14 protein-coding genes are annotated in these 17,545 nt (G+C 44.0%); 4 read left to right on the plus strand and 10 right to left on the minus strand.

Annotated features, from left to right (window positions below):
• The first annotated feature begins 12 nt into the window (after window positions 1-12).
• Together AVZ68_RS00600 and AVZ68_RS00605 are read left to right on the plus strand one after the other, a co-directional pair.
• Entirely contained in the window at window positions 13-1,509 is a 1,497-nt protein-coding gene (locus AVZ68_RS00600) for a UxaA family hydrolase (protein ID WP_059102602.1), read from the plus strand.
• Window positions 1,509-3,008 (plus strand): tagaturonate reductase, encoded by a 1,500-nt coding sequence (locus AVZ68_RS00605; RefSeq protein ID WP_082676222.1) that lies wholly within the window; start codon window positions 1,509-1,511, stop codon window positions 3,006-3,008. The genes AVZ68_RS00600 and AVZ68_RS00605 overlap by 1 nt, the downstream gene beginning before the upstream one ends.
• Before the next feature lie 82 nt (window positions 3,009-3,090).
• On the opposite strand, the gene AVZ68_RS00610 is transcribed toward AVZ68_RS00605, so the two are convergent.
• From AVZ68_RS00610 to AVZ68_RS00635, 6 genes are all read right to left on the minus strand, one after another.
• The gene (locus AVZ68_RS00610) at window positions 3,091-4,401 is read right to left on the minus strand and encodes a Gfo/Idh/MocA family protein (protein ID WP_059102603.1); all 1,311 of its coding nucleotides are present in this window, start codon (window positions 4,399-4,401) and stop codon (window positions 3,091-3,093) included.
• A 119-nt stretch (window positions 4,402-4,520) separates the two neighbouring features.
• Window positions 4,521-5,363 (minus strand): carbohydrate ABC transporter permease, encoded by an 843-nt coding sequence (locus tag AVZ68_RS00615; RefSeq protein WP_059102604.1) that lies wholly within the window; start codon window positions 5,361-5,363, stop codon window positions 4,521-4,523.
• Between the two features lie 5 nt (window positions 5,364-5,368).
• Window positions 5,369-6,325 (minus strand): carbohydrate ABC transporter permease, encoded by a 957-nt coding sequence (locus AVZ68_RS00620; protein ID WP_059102605.1) that lies wholly within the window; start codon window positions 6,323-6,325, stop codon window positions 5,369-5,371.
• 56 nt (window positions 6,326-6,381) lie between these two features.
• Window positions 6,382-7,707: an ABC transporter substrate-binding protein gene (locus tag AVZ68_RS00625; protein WP_059102606.1), complete on the minus strand. Its 1,326-nt coding sequence runs from the start codon at window positions 7,705-7,707 to the stop codon at window positions 6,382-6,384.
• 117 nt (window positions 7,708-7,824) lie between these two features.
• A complete protein-coding gene (locus tag AVZ68_RS00630; RefSeq protein WP_059102607.1) occupies window positions 7,825-9,477 on the minus strand; it encodes a response regulator transcription factor in 1,653 nt (550 codons plus the stop codon).
• Window positions 9,455-11,200 carry a cache domain-containing sensor histidine kinase gene (locus AVZ68_RS00635; protein WP_059102608.1) on the minus strand — a complete coding sequence of 582 codons (1,746 nt, stop codon included), beginning with the start codon at window positions 11,198-11,200 and terminating at the stop codon, window positions 9,455-9,457. The genes AVZ68_RS00630 and AVZ68_RS00635 overlap by 23 nt, the downstream gene beginning before the upstream one ends.
• A 757-nt stretch (window positions 11,201-11,957) precedes the next feature.
• Between AVZ68_RS00635 and AVZ68_RS00640 the strand changes: the two genes are divergently transcribed.
• Window positions 11,958-12,335 carry a VOC family protein gene (locus AVZ68_RS00640; RefSeq protein WP_059102609.1) on the plus strand — a complete coding sequence of 126 codons (378 nt, stop codon included), beginning with the start codon at window positions 11,958-11,960 and terminating at the stop codon, window positions 12,333-12,335.
• Between the two features lie 402 nt (window positions 12,336-12,737).
• On the opposite strand, the gene AVZ68_RS00645 is transcribed toward AVZ68_RS00640, so the two are convergent.
• The 3 genes from AVZ68_RS00645 to AVZ68_RS00655 are packed head-to-tail and all read right to left on the minus strand — an operon-like array spanning window position 12,738 to window position 15,789.
• The gene (locus AVZ68_RS00645; RefSeq protein ID WP_059102610.1) at window positions 12,738-13,568 is read right to left on the minus strand and encodes a carbohydrate ABC transporter permease; all 831 of its coding nucleotides are present in this window, start codon (window positions 13,566-13,568) and stop codon (window positions 12,738-12,740) included.
• A 12-nt stretch (window positions 13,569-13,580) separates the two neighbouring features.
• The gene (locus AVZ68_RS00650; protein WP_245628030.1) at window positions 13,581-14,513 is read right to left on the minus strand and encodes a carbohydrate ABC transporter permease; all 933 of its coding nucleotides are present in this window, start codon (window positions 14,511-14,513) and stop codon (window positions 13,581-13,583) included.
• A complete protein-coding gene (locus AVZ68_RS00655; RefSeq protein ID WP_059102611.1) occupies window positions 14,506-15,789 on the minus strand; it encodes an ABC transporter substrate-binding protein in 1,284 nt (427 codons plus the stop codon). The genes AVZ68_RS00650 and AVZ68_RS00655 overlap by 8 nt, the downstream gene beginning before the upstream one ends.
• Before the next feature lie 716 nt (window positions 15,790-16,505).
• Here AVZ68_RS00655 and AVZ68_RS20080 point away from each other — a divergent pair.
• The gene (locus AVZ68_RS20080; protein WP_157404542.1) at window positions 16,506-16,649 is read left to right on the plus strand and encodes a hypothetical protein; all 144 of its coding nucleotides are present in this window, start codon (window positions 16,506-16,508) and stop codon (window positions 16,647-16,649) included.
• Window positions 16,650-16,936: 287 nt separating this feature from the next.
• On the opposite strand, the gene cysC is transcribed toward AVZ68_RS20080, so the two are convergent.
• A complete protein-coding gene (cysC, locus tag AVZ68_RS00660; protein ID WP_059102612.1) occupies window positions 16,937-17,542 on the minus strand; it encodes an adenylyl-sulfate kinase in 606 nt (201 codons plus the stop codon).
• Window positions 17,543-17,545 lie beyond the last annotated feature (3 nt).

Below are 17,545 nucleotides of genomic sequence, written 5' to 3' on the forward strand. Positions count from 1 at the left end.
GAGGTTTTATTCATGACTTCACCCATCCAGTTGGTCCACGAACATGACTCCATTGTCGTCTCTCTTAAGCCACTAAAAAAAGGCGAAACCTTTCGCGTAAAAGAAACGGAGATCACCCTTTTAACTGACGTCCCACAAGGAAACAAAATCGCGATTCAACCGATTCAACCGGGCGAAGACATTATAAAATACGGGTTTCCTATTGGCCATGCAACAGAAAAGATCGAAACAGGCACTTGGGTTCATTCCCAGAACGTGAAGACCAACCTGTCCGGCAACTTATCCTATGAGTTTTCTAACGCTATCCCTATGAAAATAAAGCTAGCCAACTCCAGTCAGACATTCAGCGGGTACGTCCGGAAAAACGGTGATGTCGGCATTCGTAATGAGATCTGGATCTTAAATACGGTCGGTTGCATCAATAAAGTCGCAGAACACCTGGCGAAGTTAGGCAACACAACCTTCCAAGGTGAAGATATTGACGGCGTCTTTCATTTCCCACACCCATTTGGCTGCTCCCAGCTTGGAGATGACCTCACCTATACACAGAAAATCCTTGCTCGCCTTGCAAGTCACCAAAACGCAGCCGGTGTTCTTGTCTTAGGGCTTGGTTGTGAGAACAATTACATTGACTCCTTCAAGAAAGTCATTCCTAACCTCGACACGGAGCGTATTCGTTTTCTCTCCGTCCAAGAGGTGGAAGATGAAATGGATGAAGGTCTTGCGTTGATGGAAGAGCTTGTAGAATACGCACGCCAGTTCCAACGGGAATCTGTGCCCATTGCCAAGCTGAAAGTAGGATTGAAATGTGGGGGCTCCGACGGCTTCTCAGGCATTACGGCCAACCCACTTGTCGGCGCTTTTTCCGATCTTTTAGTTGAACAAGGTGGAACAACGATTATGACGGAAGTCCCTGAAATGTTTGGGGCAGAGACGATTCTAATGGACCGAGCTTCGGATGAAGGGGTTTTCAATGAGATCGTTACCTTGATTAATGATTTCAAAGACTACTTTGTCCGGTACGATCAACCTGTCTACGAGAACCCGTCCCCTGGCAATAAGGACGGAGGCATCACAACGCTTGAAGAAAAATCTCTTGGCTGTGTGCAAAAAGGTGGATTTTCCCCTGTCGTCGACGTTGTGCCTTACGGGCATCCCGTGGAGAAAAACGGCTTTAATTTGGTGCAAGGTCCGGGCAACGACCTCGTCTCCGTTACAGCGCTAGCCGCTGCCGGGGCACATATCGTCCTCTTTACAACCGGACGGGGCACACCTTTTGGAGGACCTGTACCAACCATGAAAATCGCGACCAACTCGCAGCTGTTTAGGAAAAAGGGACACTGGATGGATTTCAATGCAGGACAACTCGTCGAAGGCAGGTCCATGGAGCAGGTCAAACACGAACTGTTTAACGCCGTAATAGCGGTGGCTTCTGGAGAGACAGAAGCCAAGAACGAAACCTATGACTTTAAAGAAATGGCCATTTTCAAAGATGGGGTGATTTTGTAATGAAGACATTAAATAACGCGACTGCCCCTCGCTTAAGCGATGGATACTTGAAAACCCGTAAGAGAAGACCAGAAAAAATCATTCAAATTGGGGAAGGGAACTTCATTCGCGGGTACATGGATTGGATGATTCATAAACTGAATGAGAGTGGCGCGTTCAACGGGTCCATAGTATCGGTTCAACCAACGCCCAGAGGCAAAGTTGTACCAGTTTTAAACGAACAAGATGGTCTTTACACCGTTATCGAACAAGGGATTTCAGACGGAGAGCTCGTGAACCAGCAGACGATAGTCGATGTCATCAGCCGCGGCATCAATCCTTATGAAAAATGGCAAGACGTACTACGTGTGGCTGAATCAGAAGAAATCAAGTGGATGATCTCCAACACAACGGAAGCAGGATTAACCTATGAAAAAGAAGACTATGTAGAAAGCCAATCACCGCTAACCTTCCCAGGGAAAGTGACGGCTCTCTTACACCACCGCTTCCGCCATTTTAAAGGAGATCCTGGGTCAGGGATGACCATTTTACCGCTTGAGCTCCTAAGCAATAACGGAGACCTGCTTCACCAATACGTTCTACAAATCTCACAGGATTGGAATCTGCCAGACGCTTTCCGGTCGTGGGTCAGCGAACACAATGTCTTTTGCAACACACTTGTTGACCGAATTGTACCTGGATATCCGAAAGAACACGCTGCAGACCTCGGACTGCCCTATGAAGACCGGCTTCTCACCGTTTGTGAACCCTATCATTTTTTTGCTATTGACGGGGGTCCATCTGTTGCCACAACGTTGCCGTTTCATGCTGCAAACTTGAACGTGCATTACGGAGATGTGGCTCCTTTTCGAGAATTGAAAGTTCGGATCCTAAATGGCACCCATACCATGATGATGGCAACGGCCTTTCTAGCCGGCCTTCGTACTGTGAAGGAAGCAATGGACGATGCGGAGATTCGGTCCTTTGTTGAATCAGGGATGTATGAAGAAATTCTTTCTATTCTCCCGCAAGATAAAGAGACAAAAAACGCGTTCGCCGCGTCTACATTGGAGCGGTTCGATAATCCGTTTACCAGGCACGAACTTTTGTCAATTTCTCTTCATTCGATTTCCAAATGGAGACAAAGAATTCTGCCAACAGTGATCGATCACGTGGAGACAAACGGCACCATTCCAAAGCGACTCGCCTTCTCACTCGCTTCCCTTCTTCTTTTCTATCAATCAATGAAGCTAACAGAGGATGGTGGGGCAGCCATTGCACTAGACGGGGAAACGTATACGGTTCGCGAAGAGGAAGCGGCAATGCAGCTTCTTATCCATTATTGGCAAAGCGGGCGTGAAACAATCGATAACATCAGGTCGTTACTTTCGGAAGAGACCCTCTGGGGAATGGATCTGCGGAAACTTCCACAATTGGAAGAATTGGTTGCAGACTATGCCGATATTATTGCGCGAAGAGGCGTGCGGCAGGGGATTGCTTCTTTGATTGACGGAATTTGAGGGAAAAGGAAAAAACCTCGGTGTCTTTTTTAAGATACCGGGGTTTTGGTTTGTCTAACTATTAGTCGTCGAATGCGATCTTTTACACTCTATGAATATCTTTTCTCTGCTGCTCCTCGCCACTCAACAACTCTTCTACCATCATCGACCTGTTTTCTTTTACGGAGCGCCACATGGCCTCCCCCGTTGCTACTGCGTACGCTCCGTCTCTGCTTCCAGATAAGATAGCATAAGACCTTAGGGGATCAGCCCCCCAAAACAGATCTTCTTGAAGGACAGGATCTCCTCCCCCGTGCCCTCCTTCTCGCTTGACAACGTGAATGGTCTCCTTTGATCCAAAAAGAGGGATGTAGTCAATCGTCTGCTCTGGCGTTGGAAAAGGAACGCGCGACGGAGCGTGGTATTCCATCGATTCAATTCGGCCCTTGGTCCCATTAATCGCTAACCGGTACCCTTCATACGGAAGAGAGAAATTGATCGAGTAGCTAAGAAGTGACCCTTTGTCATAGCGAACGGTCCCTGTATACGTATCTTCTATGTCTATGTCTGAATCAAAAATACACTGATCCGGTCGATAGTCCGTATATCCTTTTTCTCTGCCTGTATCCGATTTAATGTGATCATCCCTTACCTTGACGCCCTTTCCCCTCGCATTCCATCTTGAGTAGTACGCGCAGTGTTGGCTCACATCACAGGTCCCGCAATGCCGCCCATCTTTTTTCTCCGGGTTGTAGTCGCTTTGTGAACCATAATAATTCAACCCGCCAAACGCAAAGACTTCCACAGGAGACTGATCGAGCCACCAGTTGATTAGATCAAAATGATGAGAGCTCTTGTGAATGGAGAGTCCTCCAGAATACTCTCGCTTACGATTCCACCTTTGAAAGTAGCTTGAGCCATGATACGTGTCGATGTACCAGTTCAAGTCTACAGACGTCACTTTCCCTATCTTTCCTTCCATGATCATTTCCTTTATTTTCATATGATAGGGATTGTACCTATAGTTGAACGTAACTGTGACATTGCCCAGACTCTCCTCTTCCGCTTTCATAATTCGCTTACAGTCGAAAGCCGTGGTCGCCATTGGTTTTTCAGTAATCACATCCAGATTATGCTTTAATGCTTTTAGAATGTACGTGACATGGGTATCATCACGGCTCGCGACAATGACCACATCGGGCTTCGTTTCAGCTACCATTTCCTCAAACTGACTCTCCTTGAACTCACACACTGAAGATACTTGCGGAATGTCTGCCTTACACTCAGAGAACCTCTTCTCATCCTGATCAAGCAAGCCCACTAATTCGCAGGTCTCCGAAAAGTTCTCCACCATTGGGCGAATGAACATCCCCATGGCTCTTTGGCTTACTCCACACATAGCAAAACGTTTCATGGTTTGCGCACTCTCCTATTTTGGTGTGTCCTTGTTAACCTCTAAGCAAGATTTGCATAAACCGCCCTTCTCGTGGAAACCTTGCTTCAAATATAAATGCATGAAGATCCATGTTTACGCTATTTGATACCAGTGGTGGCAATCCCTTGGACAAGATATTTTTGAAAGAACATGAAAATAATAAACTGAGGCAATAACGATAGTGTCGCCATCGCTAGCAACGGTCCCCAAGAAGTCGCTCCAGTTGAATCAAGAAAACTCGCTAGGCCTAATGCGACAGTGTAGAGCCCCGGATCATTCAGATAAATGAGGGCTCCGAAGAAGTCATCCCAGCTCCACATGAATGCAAAGATCGTCACGGTGACCAAAACTGGTTTACAGAGTGGTAGAATAATCCGCCAGAAGATGCCAAAGGTTGAACATCCATCCATAACCGCAGCTTCATCTAGCTCACGCGGCACGCCACGAATAAATTGAATCATTAAAAAGACAAAGAAAGGAACTCCTCCAACAAAGGCAGGGACAATCAATGGCAGAAATGTGTTGACCCAACCAAAATAATTAAACAAAATATACTGAGGAATAAGCGTGATTTGCATTGGAAGCATTAATGTCCCGATCAAGCATGCAAACAAGGTTTTTTTGAAACGAAAATTTAACCTCGCGAAACCAAACGCAACAAAGGAGGATGAAAACAGTGCTCCCACGATATTCATCCCTGAGACAAACATAGAGTTTGCAAAGATTTGGTCAAAACCCGTTCTTCCAAACCCTTCCCACCCTTGAGCGTAGTTTTCCCAATTTAATGTGGAAGGAATGAGTGAGGCTGCCTGCTGAAATATTTCCGCATTCGGCTTTAGTGAGCTAGCAATCATCCACAGAACCGGATACAGCATGACAAAGCCGAAGGCGATCACAAACGTATGATACAGAACTACTTTAAGCTTTTGATTCTTTTTCATGTGTATCACCCCTTATCCGATTCGTAGTAGACCCACTTTTTAGAACTATAAAACAACAGCGCGGTGATAATGGCTATAACGATGAGCAGCACCCAAGCCATCGCAGATGCATAGCCCATTTGATAATTTTGAAAAGCTCTTTCATATAAGTAGAGGGCATAAAATAATGTTCGATCAAGTGGTCCGCCCTCGGTGGTTACAAAAGCCTGTGTAAAGACAAGGAAGCCCCCGATCATTTGCATAATCAAGTTGAAAAAGATAACAGGCGTCAGCATCGGAAAAGTAATCGAGAAAAATTTACGAATGGGCCCAGCTCCATCGACCGAAACGGCTTCATACAAGTCTTTCGGAATTTGCCTAAGTCCTGCAAGGAAAATAATCATCGGTGACCCAAATTGCCATATGACCAACAATACTAGAACCCCTAAGGCGTGATCAGGGCTGGCAATCCAGTTACGCCCCTCGATCCCAAGGAAAAGCAAGATGTCGTTAATCGCGCCTTGTCCGCCAAACAATTGGCGCCACATCACGGCTACAGCTACGCTTCCCCCAATAATCGAAGGAATATAAAAGATGGTCGTATAGAAGCCTGACCCTTTTTGCTGATTGTTGAAAAGCATCGCAATGAACAAAGCAAAAATAAGCTTTAGTGGGGTCGACACCAACACAAATACTAAGGTGACATAAATCGACGTTCTAAACCGCGGATCATTGGTAAACATCTCTGTATAATTGGCTAGCCCTACCCAATTCGGACTTGAGAGCATGTCGTAGTCCGTAAATGAGAAATATAAGGAAGCGATCATTGGTCCAATAATAAACCCGAAAAAACCAATTAACCAAGGTGAAATAAACGCATAGCCCACGAGTTCTTGGTTTCGTTTTCTTCTTTTGGCTTGCTTTGATAACTCCTCTGTTGACTGTATGGATTGTCCCGACTTCGATCTTTCAACGTTAGCCATGCGACGCACCCCTTTTATAGGAGGAGGGAGCAAACGCTCCTCCTCGACTGGCTCAGTTAATTTGCAAGAATACTTTCTGCTTCTTCCCTGAAGCGTTCAGCGAACTCTTCTTCCGTAATCATGTCATATGAAAGTTCTTCCACTAATCGATCGAACACATCAAGAATTTGACCTGTACCAGCAGGCTCTGGTGGATGAATCGGTGCTGAGTATTCTTCGACTAGTTCCATATAGTCAAACTGCATTTGCTCATTTTCGTCTAAATCCTCGTAAAGATGGTCCCTGACTGCTTCTGAAATCGGAACGCCTCTTTCCGCATTCAAAATTTCATTAGCTTCGAGATCATTTGTGATGAAATTGATAAAACGGGCAGCTTCTTCTGCGTTATCCCCCTGCGATGAAGCAGATAAAAATTGAGCCGGCTTTAAGATATGCCCTTCGGAACCTCCTGTCACGCTTGGCAATGTCGTCATCTTTAGTGGTCGATCTGCAGCTCGAAGGAACTCAATAATTTGATTACTGTTTGTCGGTAATGTCGATGCTGATTCATGGACAATTAACTCGTCTTCCAATCCTTGAACCTCGGCTGTGACTTCCGGTCCTGGGACCACTCCTTCATCAAGTAAATCTTTGTACATGGTGAGAAAGTCGATTAAATATTGGTCATCAAACGCAAGTTCTGTATTATCCTCGTTATAGAGCCATAAGTCGTTCTGACGCAAATAATGTATAAAGAAAGGTAAACCAGCAAACCCACTTGAATAGATACCAAGTTCTTGGTTAATATCCCTAGCTGTCTCCTCATAGTCTTCCCACGTATACCCCGGCTCAAGCTCTGCTACCCCTGCCTCTTCAAATAAAGCCGGATCATAAACAAGCGCGAGGGAATTCGATCCAAGGTTTACAGCATATAATTCCTCATCCACAATGCCTCCTTCAATGAACACATCGTCCACATCATCAAAGTTAAGCGTTCCGGAATCAACAAATTCATTGAGGCCGACTAATAAATCACGAGTGACATACTCATTTAAATACTGCAAATCCATTTGAATGACATCTGGTAAGTTTTGTCCGGCTGCTTGTGTGGACATACGCTCCCAATAGCCATCCCAGCCAGTGAATTCCGAAGTCACAGCAATATCAGGGTTCTTCTCTTCAAATAAATCAATCGCCTCAAGGGTTCGATCATGCCTTTCCTGCCCTCCCCACCACGCCACTCTTAGTTCTGTTTGTCCAGGCTCTACTTCCGCTTCTTCCGCTTCTTCCACTCCCTCCTCCGTTCCACCAACATCATCAGATCCAGATGAACAAGCAGAAAGAATGACAATTGACGATATGGACAAATAGCCCAGCTTCTTTGGATTGATTAAACGATTCATAAATCGTGTCCTCCCTCGTATAGTAGTAAAATCGCTTTTACCCATTGTAAGCGCTTCATTAATTCATGAATAGAACACACATGTTAAATAATTTGCAGAAAAAAAGAAAAACACAACTTATTGATTGTGTTTTATCTCTTGGTCTTTCTTTAGAAGTTCTGTAGGGCTGCATCCGAAATAATGTTTAAACTGCTTGGTAAAATACGGGACTTGTTTGTAGCCAACCGCCTCCGCCACCTCATACACAAGAAGCTCCCCTTCGACTAGAATTTGCTTTGCTTTTTCCATCCGGACTCTCGTTAAATACGACTTGAATGTTTCACCGACAACTTTCATAAATAGTTGTCCTAAATAGTTTCTTGACAATTTCACCTCTTCCGCAATTTTATGAATGGAGATCTCTTCGTGATAATGATTGTGCACAAATTCAATCGTTTTCTTAATTGCGTGCCTATGTCGAGTATTCTCGTTCCATTTCCAATGACTACAAATTCGATATATTTTATTTAGTAACCATTCTTTCAGCTCCTCTCTAAATAGAACCTGATTCAATTCTTTCACTAAATCCATGTCCGAAAATAGATCCTCGACCAACACCCCCGTATGATGCAATAAATACGTAATCGCTGTCCAAATCTCAGTCCCCACTATGCGCAGTTGATCCGGAGAATTGAATTTGCCGTTTGACTCTAATTGGCGAAGGCACAGGTCAAGTAACTGTTCCGCCTCTTCCCTTCGGCCAAACCGAATGGCTTCAGCTATTTGTTGATAATACCTTGATACATCCTTGCTTCCCTGTTTTTCTCTATTAATAGACTCTGTCCGTTTTCCCGAGATCGCTATTTGGTTGTGCAATTCAGAGAATAAGGCTGGTTCCTTCAGGGCTTGCATGGCTTCCGTCGTCGACTGCTTAATCATCCACCAAACATTCCGTGGCTTTCCGACCCCAATCGCCACTCTTAATTTCAAGTAAGAAGAGATAGATTCAATGATGTCGGCCGCCATTTTTTGCACAGGGAGAATGAACGCATCCCATGATTCATCTTGATGAATGTGAATGACTAATGCCGCATAGTCGCTATGAAGTTCAACCCATTCAACATCAAGATGATGTTCCTTTGCAATTTCACCGACAATATTGCGCGCGGCAACACGTAATAAATCCCAGTCAGTTACATTCGCTTCCGTACTCTGCCGGTGGTGTACAGCAAGAACACACACAACATGTTGTTTTCCCCTCCACTTACGCTCAAAGGATTCTGAAGGGAAAGATGATCGTCTTTCAATCGACCTACCAACGACAACATTTCTTAACCACTCTCGTTCCACTAACGACTCATAAGCCTTTAGCTGATCCTCGATTTCTTCCTGTCTCAACATTGTTGAGTGTTGGTGCTCTAACTGCTCTGTAACTCGTTGAATCACTTCCCTAATCGTGCTAGGAGAAGTCGGCTTTGATAAATATTCATCAATCCGCAAACGCAGGGCCCTTCTGGCATATTCAAAATCAGAGTACCCACTCAAGATAATACATTTTCCTGTGAATTCATTTTGATTTGTTAAGGTCTGGATCATTTCGAGTCCGTCCATGACAGGCATGTAAATGTCCGTGATGACAAGATCCGGTTCCACTTCACGAATCAGCTCCATTCCCTCCGCACCATCTCTTGCTTCTCCTAAAAGAGATAAATTCAACTCTTCCCAGGGAATGATTGCCTTTAAACCAGCTAATACTTGTGAATCATCATCAATAATCACTGTTTTCCACATAGAAATTCCCACCTCTGATTTGATTATCTTTTTGCTTAGCCAATCTAATCTCGACCGTCGTTCCTATCCCTTGCCTGCTCTTAATAGTTAAGCCGTATGCATCTCCAAAGAAAGCCTTTATTCGCTTCTCCACGTTATTGATGCCAAAACCTCCCCCTCCCTTCTCAATGGTCTGGGGGTCAAACCCATTTCCATTATCTATCACTCTAATGAGGAGGCTCTCTTCCTTATCTTCAATCGTGACACGGATTTCCCCTTCCTCACATCGATGAAATCCATGAATAATCGCGTTTTCAATGAGAGGCTGTAAAGTGAATTTTGGAATATAATAGACTTTGACTTTCTCGTCCACTTCAAACTCATGAGTGATTCCTCCACTTAAGCGATACTGCTGAATTTCCATATAATATTGAATATGAGCCAACTCATCGGCAATCAAAATCAAACTTCTTCCATTGGAAAGTCCGATCCGTAACATTTTTCCAGTCAACTCTAAAACCTTGCTCATGTCTTCTTGATTTCTGGCAACCGCCATCCAATTCAGCTGGTCGAGCGTATTGTACAAAAAATGCGGATTAATATTGGCTTGCAGTGCGCTAATTTCCGCTTTTCGCTGAAGTTGATTTTGCTTTTCAAGGGATTGGTGTAGATTCTCAATTCTCCCCGTCATGTTCTGAAATCCTTTAAAAAGCTGACCGAACTCATTCTTGTAATCCTCCGGTACGTCGACCTTTTTCTTTGAGCCGTATCGTTGCATTGCACTCATTAATAGCAGAATAGGTTTTGTAAATTTGCCAGAGAGGAAATATGTAGTAAACAAAGCGCAAATAACAGCGAAGAAGCTAATTCCAAATAACACCTTCGCCATTCGTTCCCCTCCTCCAGTCAACTCTCCCCACGGGGTCAGCTCTACTAATAGCCAATCAGAATCACTCAATCCAGACCAGACTATTAACCCTCTTTCACCTTCCAGCTCCCCTTCTCCCAAAGAATTCTGTTCAGTCTCAGACACTGCCTGTTTCATCTCATGCTCGGATGTAAGCTCGGGACTTCCAACGGACGCGATGATTTGCTGATCGGAATCAAGCAACATGCGATTCCCTGAATGACTACTGTCATTTTCAATCAAAGCCGTAAATTGATTGACCGGAATGTTCATCACCAATACGCCACGAATATCCCCATTCGCAGAATAAATGTTTCGCGCATAGGAAACCACATCTTGGTTGCCCTCGTCCAAATGCTTAGGATGGTGACCAAGCCACCCCTCGTCCACTTGATTTAACCTCTCATTCTCCGGATGATTATTTAAATCTAGTATCGATAAAAAACGGATGGGCATTTGGCTGTCATAGGCAGGTGGCCGATGCATATAAACATCAATCGATTCGACTAGAGACATACTTAAAATCACTTGATACAGATAAGAATGAAGATTAGACCGTTGGCGATTATAATCGAACGTGTCAGGTTCCCCTTGAAGAAACGCGAGTAGATCTTTATCCCTAGATGATACTAACGACATTTCTTCAACAGCGCGAAGCTGATTGTTAATTTCTTTGCTATATAAACCCAATGTTTGCTGCTGGTATCCCGTCGTATGAGCAACCATTTCATTGACTATCATTCTATAACTTATGAGAATGACAATTGCAAAGAGAATGACAATAAACAAAGCAAAGCTACTAAACAGCACTGTTTTCACTTTGAATTTTTTGAACATCGTTTAACCACCTTAATGATGAAAAGGAGTGAGTGTTTGATATTACGGGATTGTAAGGGCTTTCCTTTCAACCGTAAGCTTAGTATAGCAAAAACCGTCTGATATTGACGGTTTTTTTAGCCCGAGCGTTAAATTGAACCGTGACACAAATCGGGATCCAAAAATGTCCTCGACTTTTCTTCCTGCCTCTCATGTACCATTTCCAGCAAAAATACGAATTCATTCTTATGAAAACAACGGATGCGTGTAATATAGAAATTTAATGAAACTACTAACATTCTCTTATGACTGTGTCCTTTTTCTTATGGTCTTGCAATGTAGCACTGAGAAGAGAGGGCAGCCTGATTACCCGGAGAAGCAAAACCGCGGTGCAAGAATAAAGAGATGAAAGTAAGCGTCATTTCTACAACTTTAGACGTGGCAAGGGTTTCGAGTCCCTTTCATGCGAACGAAAGGGTCGGTTTTTCTTTCATAAAACTGCCTAACGAGCCGGTTTTCCTTCTATAAAAAAACATTTGTTGGAGGTATATAGTTCTTGGCATTGCTGTGCTTTCGGTACATGAGGTCTGGGTGAATAAGTTGGAGAGTAATGAATCGCATTCGCTAATACTTGGAGGGGCATCGGTTGGATTTTTGTTACGTCCGTCTCATTGAGATTCGAAACAATGGCATTGGTGTGGTAATGTATATAAGAAAGTTCGAAACGTGAACAGAACAGTCAGACCCAGAACTCTCGCTACAGAAAGGAAGGAATAAGTTGAAACTAGCAGAAATCCACCACGTCAGCCTCGTTGTGCATGACCTTGAGAAAACCAAGGCATTCTACAGCGGCAAACTCCAACTTCCTGAACTCAAGCGCCCGCCTTTCAACTTTCCAGGAGCCTGGTACGCAATTGGAGAGCAGCAGCTACACTTAATCGAGGCAGATACCGTGACGCAGCAGCGCAAACCCAATGACCGTATTAATTCGCGGCAAGAACATGTGGCGTTTCGCGTGGAGAGCTATGAAGATACTTTGGTCTTTTTACAACAGCAAGATGTGCCTTTCATTGAAAAAAAGAATAGTAAAAGCGGCTTCAGGCAAATCTTCTGCAATGACCCCGACGGTAATACACTTGAATTTATGACCCTATAACAAGGCGCCTCTCCTGCCCCCGCAACCAGGAAGTATGTCCAAAGGTAGATGCTCTTCTCAATCTACCTTTTTCCTTGTTAGTCAATCGTTCGCTTACCGTGTTCTATTCACCGAAAGTAGCCCACCCTTTATTTCAATACTTGCCAAACTCCGGGATTATACCCTAGTACAGCTCCTTGTTTGATGTCATGACTTCACTCTCTTCTATTATGAACGGTGGTAAAGCCCCCTTTTTCGCCTCTATGCCCTTTCTCCAAGTCAGTACATGCCTTCCTTCGTCCGACCATTTCCCAAGTTGATACGTTCATTTTCACCTTCAGTGCTCCTCCCTGCGTGCGACAGCGCTCCTTTATTCCACACCAAAAAAACGGCGGAGGCGTGCCGCCGCTGAAACTATTCCCATTATCCTTTGACTGCTCCTTCTGCCACACCAGCCATAAATTGCTTGCTGAATATGATAAACAAAACAATTAGAGGGATGGTCGCCATCAGTGTCCCTGCCATGATAAGGGCATAATCGGTATCGTACACACTGTTCAACTGGGCAAGCATGACCTGCAAAGTATAGCGGTTTGGGCTGTTAATCGTGACGAGGGGCCATAGGTAATCATTCCAGATAGTGATGAACGTGAAAATTCCCAGGAAGGTCAAAGCTGGCTTCAGCGTGGGAAGAGCCACATTCCAGTACAAGCGAAACGTGTTGCAGCCGTCTAATCGGCCGGCATCCATCAATTCATCAGGAACCGATTGCTGACAAAATTGCCTGATCCAAAAAATCCCAAAAGCACTAGCAAGGCTGGGGATAATTAGAGCTTGATAGGAATCGATCCAACCAAACGCGGCAATGATTAAGAAGGAAGGGACAAAGCTCATTTGGGCAGGGATCATCATCGTGAGCAGCAAGGACACGAATAAGAAGTTTTTTCCTGGGAATTCGAACTTGGCAAAGGTGAAGCCAGCCAACGAACAAAAGAAAAGAACGCCAAGAACCGTCGTCGTAGACACGAACAGGGTGTTAAAAAACGCTTGATAAAAATCGATCGAGCTCAAGACGTTTTGCACATTCGTCAAAAGTTCTCCGCCAAATACTAACGTCGGGGGAAAACGCAAGATGTCGCTCGTGGTATTGGATGCCATCACAACCAGCCAGTAAAACGGAAAGACGGAGATGAACACACCTATTAAAAGAATGAAATGAGTGAGCAGCTTTGCATACCATTTATCTGCAGCCATTTCCTTTCCTCCTTACGCTTTTTGTACAAGCTTCCAGTTAATGAGTGAAAACAAGCCAATAATGACAAACATCATCCAGGAAACCGCTGAGGCATAGCCAAACTGATGTTCAATAAACCCTTCATTATACATGTAAAGCGTCATCGTCATACCGGCTCCGCCTACGCCGCCTGAGTTTCCTAGAAGAACCTGGGGCTCGGTGAAAATCTGCATCGACCCGATCGTAGTCATGATCACTGTAAATAGGATGATCGGCCTCAGCAGCGGGATCGTAATCTTAAAGAAGATTTGCCTCTTATTTGCTCCATCAATAACGGCCGCTTCATACAGCGTCTTTGGAATGCTTTGCAGGCCTGCCAGGTAAATGATAGCGTTATAGCCAACAAAGCGCCACACGACCATAGAGGCAATGACAACTTTAATGAGAAAGCTCGAGTTCAACCATTCCAGCCCCTCGATTCCAACGAGAGAAAGTAAATAGTTTAGCAAGCCATATTGATTGCTGAAAATCGTTTCAAAAATAATCGCTACCGCCACAATGGACGTGACATTTGTGATAAAAAACATCGTTCGGTACGCACCTCGAAATTTTAGCATGGGGAGGTTCAGCATGAACGCAATTACCAGCGCAAAAAATAACATCGGTATACTAGAAAGAAACCAGATGGCAAAGGTGTTTCCGACCGCCTGCCAAAAGCTTGGTTCCGTTAATAAAAATTGAAACTGAGAAAACCCGACAAATTCCATCTCGCCAAGGCCGGACCAGCTATGAAAAGCAAGATAAAAAGAAAACAATATCGGGAATAAACCAAAAATTAAAAACAAAATAAAGAAGGGGGAAATAAATAGGTACAGCACCCGGTTCCTCCAAATTTGTGACCAAAGCGAAGGTTCCACTGCTCTTGGCTTTCGATCTTTCTCTAAAAGAGGCGCTGGTTTACTCATCTTCTTCCCCTCCATTTGTGGTCCGTCTTGACAGCTCTCGTTCCGCTTGCTTTTGGACATCCTCCCACGCTTGCTCCGTATCCTTTCCGCCTCTTTCCATCACGGCAAGCTCCTCATGATACATGGTACGAAAGGCGTGATAATGCTCTCCATAATAAGTAATGGGAACATTTTGTGCTGCTTCTGAAAATATCTCCGTTACAATTTGATTGCCGTAGAACGGATCCTGTTCAGCCAGCTCATCCGCTTCAAGTGTGTCAATGGCTGATGGAAACAAATCTACGCCTAAGTAATGGTTCAGCTGATTTTCCGAAGATACGAGCCATTTTATAACCTCTACGGCATCTTCCTTATGATCGGAGGAATTCAACACACCAATAAAGGAACCACCATTATTGCCATCTCCCCCAGGAGCTCTTGCTACGCGCCACTCCCCAGCTGTGTCCGGAGCCGAATCCTTCAGGATATTGGACTCCCATACGGCTCCGACAAAGGAGGCCACATCTCCATTATTAAGGGCTGCGTTTCGTTCCTGCCCCTCTACTACTCTTGCAGTAAGATCCAGCTGATTGATTTGTGAAGCAATCTCCCACGCTTCTCTTACCGTTCCTTCATTTCCAATGTATTCCTCGTCTTCCGTAAAAAACTTATCCGGCTGTTGCTCCACGTATTGATTAAACACACGTTCAAGGTTGTCGAACATCTTGACGCCTGTGGTTTCTTTCATTTGCTTGGCGGCGTCTATATACTCATCCCACGTTTGAAGCTGAGCACTTACTTCCGCTGGATCACTTGGAAGCCCAGCTTCCTCAAATAAATCTGTTCGATAATAAAGCGCAGTAGGTCCCGTATCAATCGGCAGAGCGATAAGGGCACCAGTATCTGGGTCTAAGACTGTATTCCATTTCCAATCCAAGTACTCTTTTCTAATTTCCTCTGCTCCATAATCCATGAGATTCACAAACCTATCCTGATACGAAAGATATTGAGATGCCCAGTCATTTAAAGCGACAATGTCCGGACCTCTGTCCGCAATAAGAGAAGTATGAACCTTTGTTTTATATTCATCTCCGCCGATTTTCTGCGCATCAATAGTAATATGGGGAAATTCCTCTTTAATTTGTTGAATAACATTATCGTCCAGGCTGCGGGTCCAGTACCATAATGTTAAAGTGGTCTTCTCTTCCTCATTTGTAGTGACTGCTTCCTGGCATCCTGAAATCAGCGAACTAGCTATAATGATTAGAAGACTGAAAGAAAAAATGCATTTTTTCATCAAATCGCCTCCCTATAGAATGAATCATCTTTTTAAGATAACGCTTACATTTTTCAATTTACATTACCTCTACCCCCTCTTGTGTTTCATTCATCTGTTGTTCGAGGACTCAGGTGCTGCCAGACCAGAGTAAGCCTTCTGCAATTTCTTATTGCTCACATGGATTCCTCCCTGTACGATGAGTATATTATATAGTGTTTTTTCTATGAATGTATATAATAATCAGGCATTTAACATAAAAAAATCGCACTGAGGGGGATCCTTATGACGCATGAACGGTATGTGCTCAGTCCGGTCAATGAACAGCACCTTCCCGTCTATGTAGAGACTGCTTCCTTTCGACAGAAGTGAGCAGGATTGGAAAAGCACCCTGGAACGTGCCGCAGCCGTGTAATGTTTCAAATAATGCTTATGGTCCTCGTCAGGTCGGTATAACGCTCAGACTTATTTTTTGCATTATCGTTATGGCCCATCTGGATTAGCAGATAATCTCCTGGCCAAGCTTACCTGCGTTCGTTTTCAACCGTCCTTCGGCGATAAACGTTTTCTCGAGCTCCTTCTGCCAATGCCACGGTTGAGCATCGAGGCAAGACCCTCGAACAGCAAGTCGGCTTTTTAGTCAAAGGCGGGTCGGGTATCAATGATTAGAATTAGTACACTACCTTAAACTTTACCTGCTTACATGCATGCAGCTTTAGCTAGTGGATGACAACCACTTGAACTGGCCATCCCCGCAGCTTCTCGGCTTCTTCTCATGGATTTGGAATAGTCGGCAAAAAAGTGGAGATGCAGCAACCATTTATTTGTGGAGCCGTATCATTAAGCGTCTTCAGATCGTAGACATTAAGCGAACGAGCTAAACTGGCTTTTTAAACTCATTCTAAGCTGAAAATCATAGATAAATTCTTATAAGATCAGGGTTTGAAGCCAGTTTTTTATCTATACCTCACATGTTCCCTTTGACTTTATTGATATCATAATTTTATAAAAATGTTAAAAACTTGTGTGGCCCACTTTTTCAACCAGGCCAAAACACGGTGTACATTCGCATCAGCTCAATATTCATAAAGAAAAAGGCACTCTGATGCTCCACCAAAAGAATGAATTATTTTAAATTTACCCTGGATTGTAGTTCCACCTTGAGTGTCTAATGAATAATTCCATTTACCCGTAAATAACTAAGAACCTTTTGAACAGATTCCTCGATAGTTTTTTGTTCAGTATCAATGACTAGCTCCGGTCTTTCTGGTTCTTCATAAGGGGAACTAATGCCAGTGAAGCTAGGGATGGTACCACTACGTGCCTTCTTATAGAACCCTTTTACATCTCTGCGTTCACATTCATCCAAGCCACACTTTACAAATACTTCAATGAACTCTCCTACTTCAAGAATTTCTCGCACAGAATTCCGATCCTCTTGAAAAGGTGAAATAAAAGCGGTCGACACAATGGTTCCTGCTCCAACAAACAGTTTTGCCACTTCTCCAATTCTCCGGATGTTTTCTTTTCTATCTTCATTAGAGAAGCAAAGGTCTTTATTTAGCCCATGGCGAATATTGTCACCGTCCAATACATATGTCTTCATCCCAAAATCGAATAGCGTCAGATCCAGCGCATTTGCAAGCGTTGATTTCCCCGCACCTGATAATCCTGTGAACCAAATTACACAACTTTTATGTGCATTGCTTTTTTGACGTTGTTCCTTCTGAACAGTCGCTTCGTGCCATAAGATGTTAGATTTTTTTTCGACCATACT

Source organism: Shouchella shacheensis, from assembly GCF_001484965.1.
In the GTDB taxonomy this organism is placed as follows: domain Bacteria; phylum Bacillota; class Bacilli; order Bacillales; family Bacillaceae_D; genus Shouchella; species Shouchella shacheensis.

Bases quoted from the DNA above. Each gene is read 5' to 3' on its own strand.
- AVZ68_RS00625 (WP_059102606.1), bottom strand. From the start codon at position 7,707: ATGAATCGTTTAATCAATCCAAAGAAGCTGGGCTATTTGTCCATATCG.
- AVZ68_RS00645 (WP_059102610.1), bottom strand. From the start codon at position 13,568: ATGGCTGCAGATAAATGGTATGCAAAGCTGCTCACTCATTTCATTCTT.
- AVZ68_RS00655 (WP_059102611.1), bottom strand. From the start codon at position 15,789: ATGAAAAAATGCATTTTTTCTTTCAGTCTTCTAATCATTATAGCTAGT.
- AVZ68_RS00620 (WP_059102605.1), bottom strand. From the start codon at position 6,325: ATGGCTAACGTTGAAAGATCGAAGTCGGGACAATCCATACAGTCAACA.
- AVZ68_RS00630 (WP_059102607.1), bottom strand. From the start codon at position 9,477: ATGTGGAAAACAGTGATTATTGATGATGATTCACAAGTATTAGCTGGT.
- AVZ68_RS00650 (WP_245628030.1), bottom strand. From the start codon at position 14,513: ATGAGTAAACCAGCGCCTCTTTTAGAGAAAGATCGAAAGCCAAGAGCA.
- AVZ68_RS00605 (WP_082676222.1), top strand. From the start codon at position 1,509: ATGAAGACATTAAATAACGCGACTGCCCCTCGCTTAAGCGATGGATAC.
- cysC (WP_059102612.1), bottom strand. From the start codon at position 17,542: ATGGTCGAAAAAAAATCTAACATCTTATGGCACGAAGCGACTGTTCAG.
- AVZ68_RS00610 (WP_059102603.1), bottom strand. From the start codon at position 4,401: ATGAAACGTTTTGCTATGTGTGGAGTAAGCCAAAGAGCCATGGGGATG.
- AVZ68_RS00615 (WP_059102604.1), bottom strand. From the start codon at position 5,363: ATGAAAAAGAATCAAAAGCTTAAAGTAGTTCTGTATCATACGTTTGTG.
- AVZ68_RS00635 (WP_059102608.1), bottom strand. From the start codon at position 11,200: ATGTTCAAAAAATTCAAAGTGAAAACAGTGCTGTTTAGTAGCTTTGCT.
- AVZ68_RS00600 (WP_059102602.1), top strand. From the start codon at position 13: ATGACTTCACCCATCCAGTTGGTCCACGAACATGACTCCATTGTCGTC.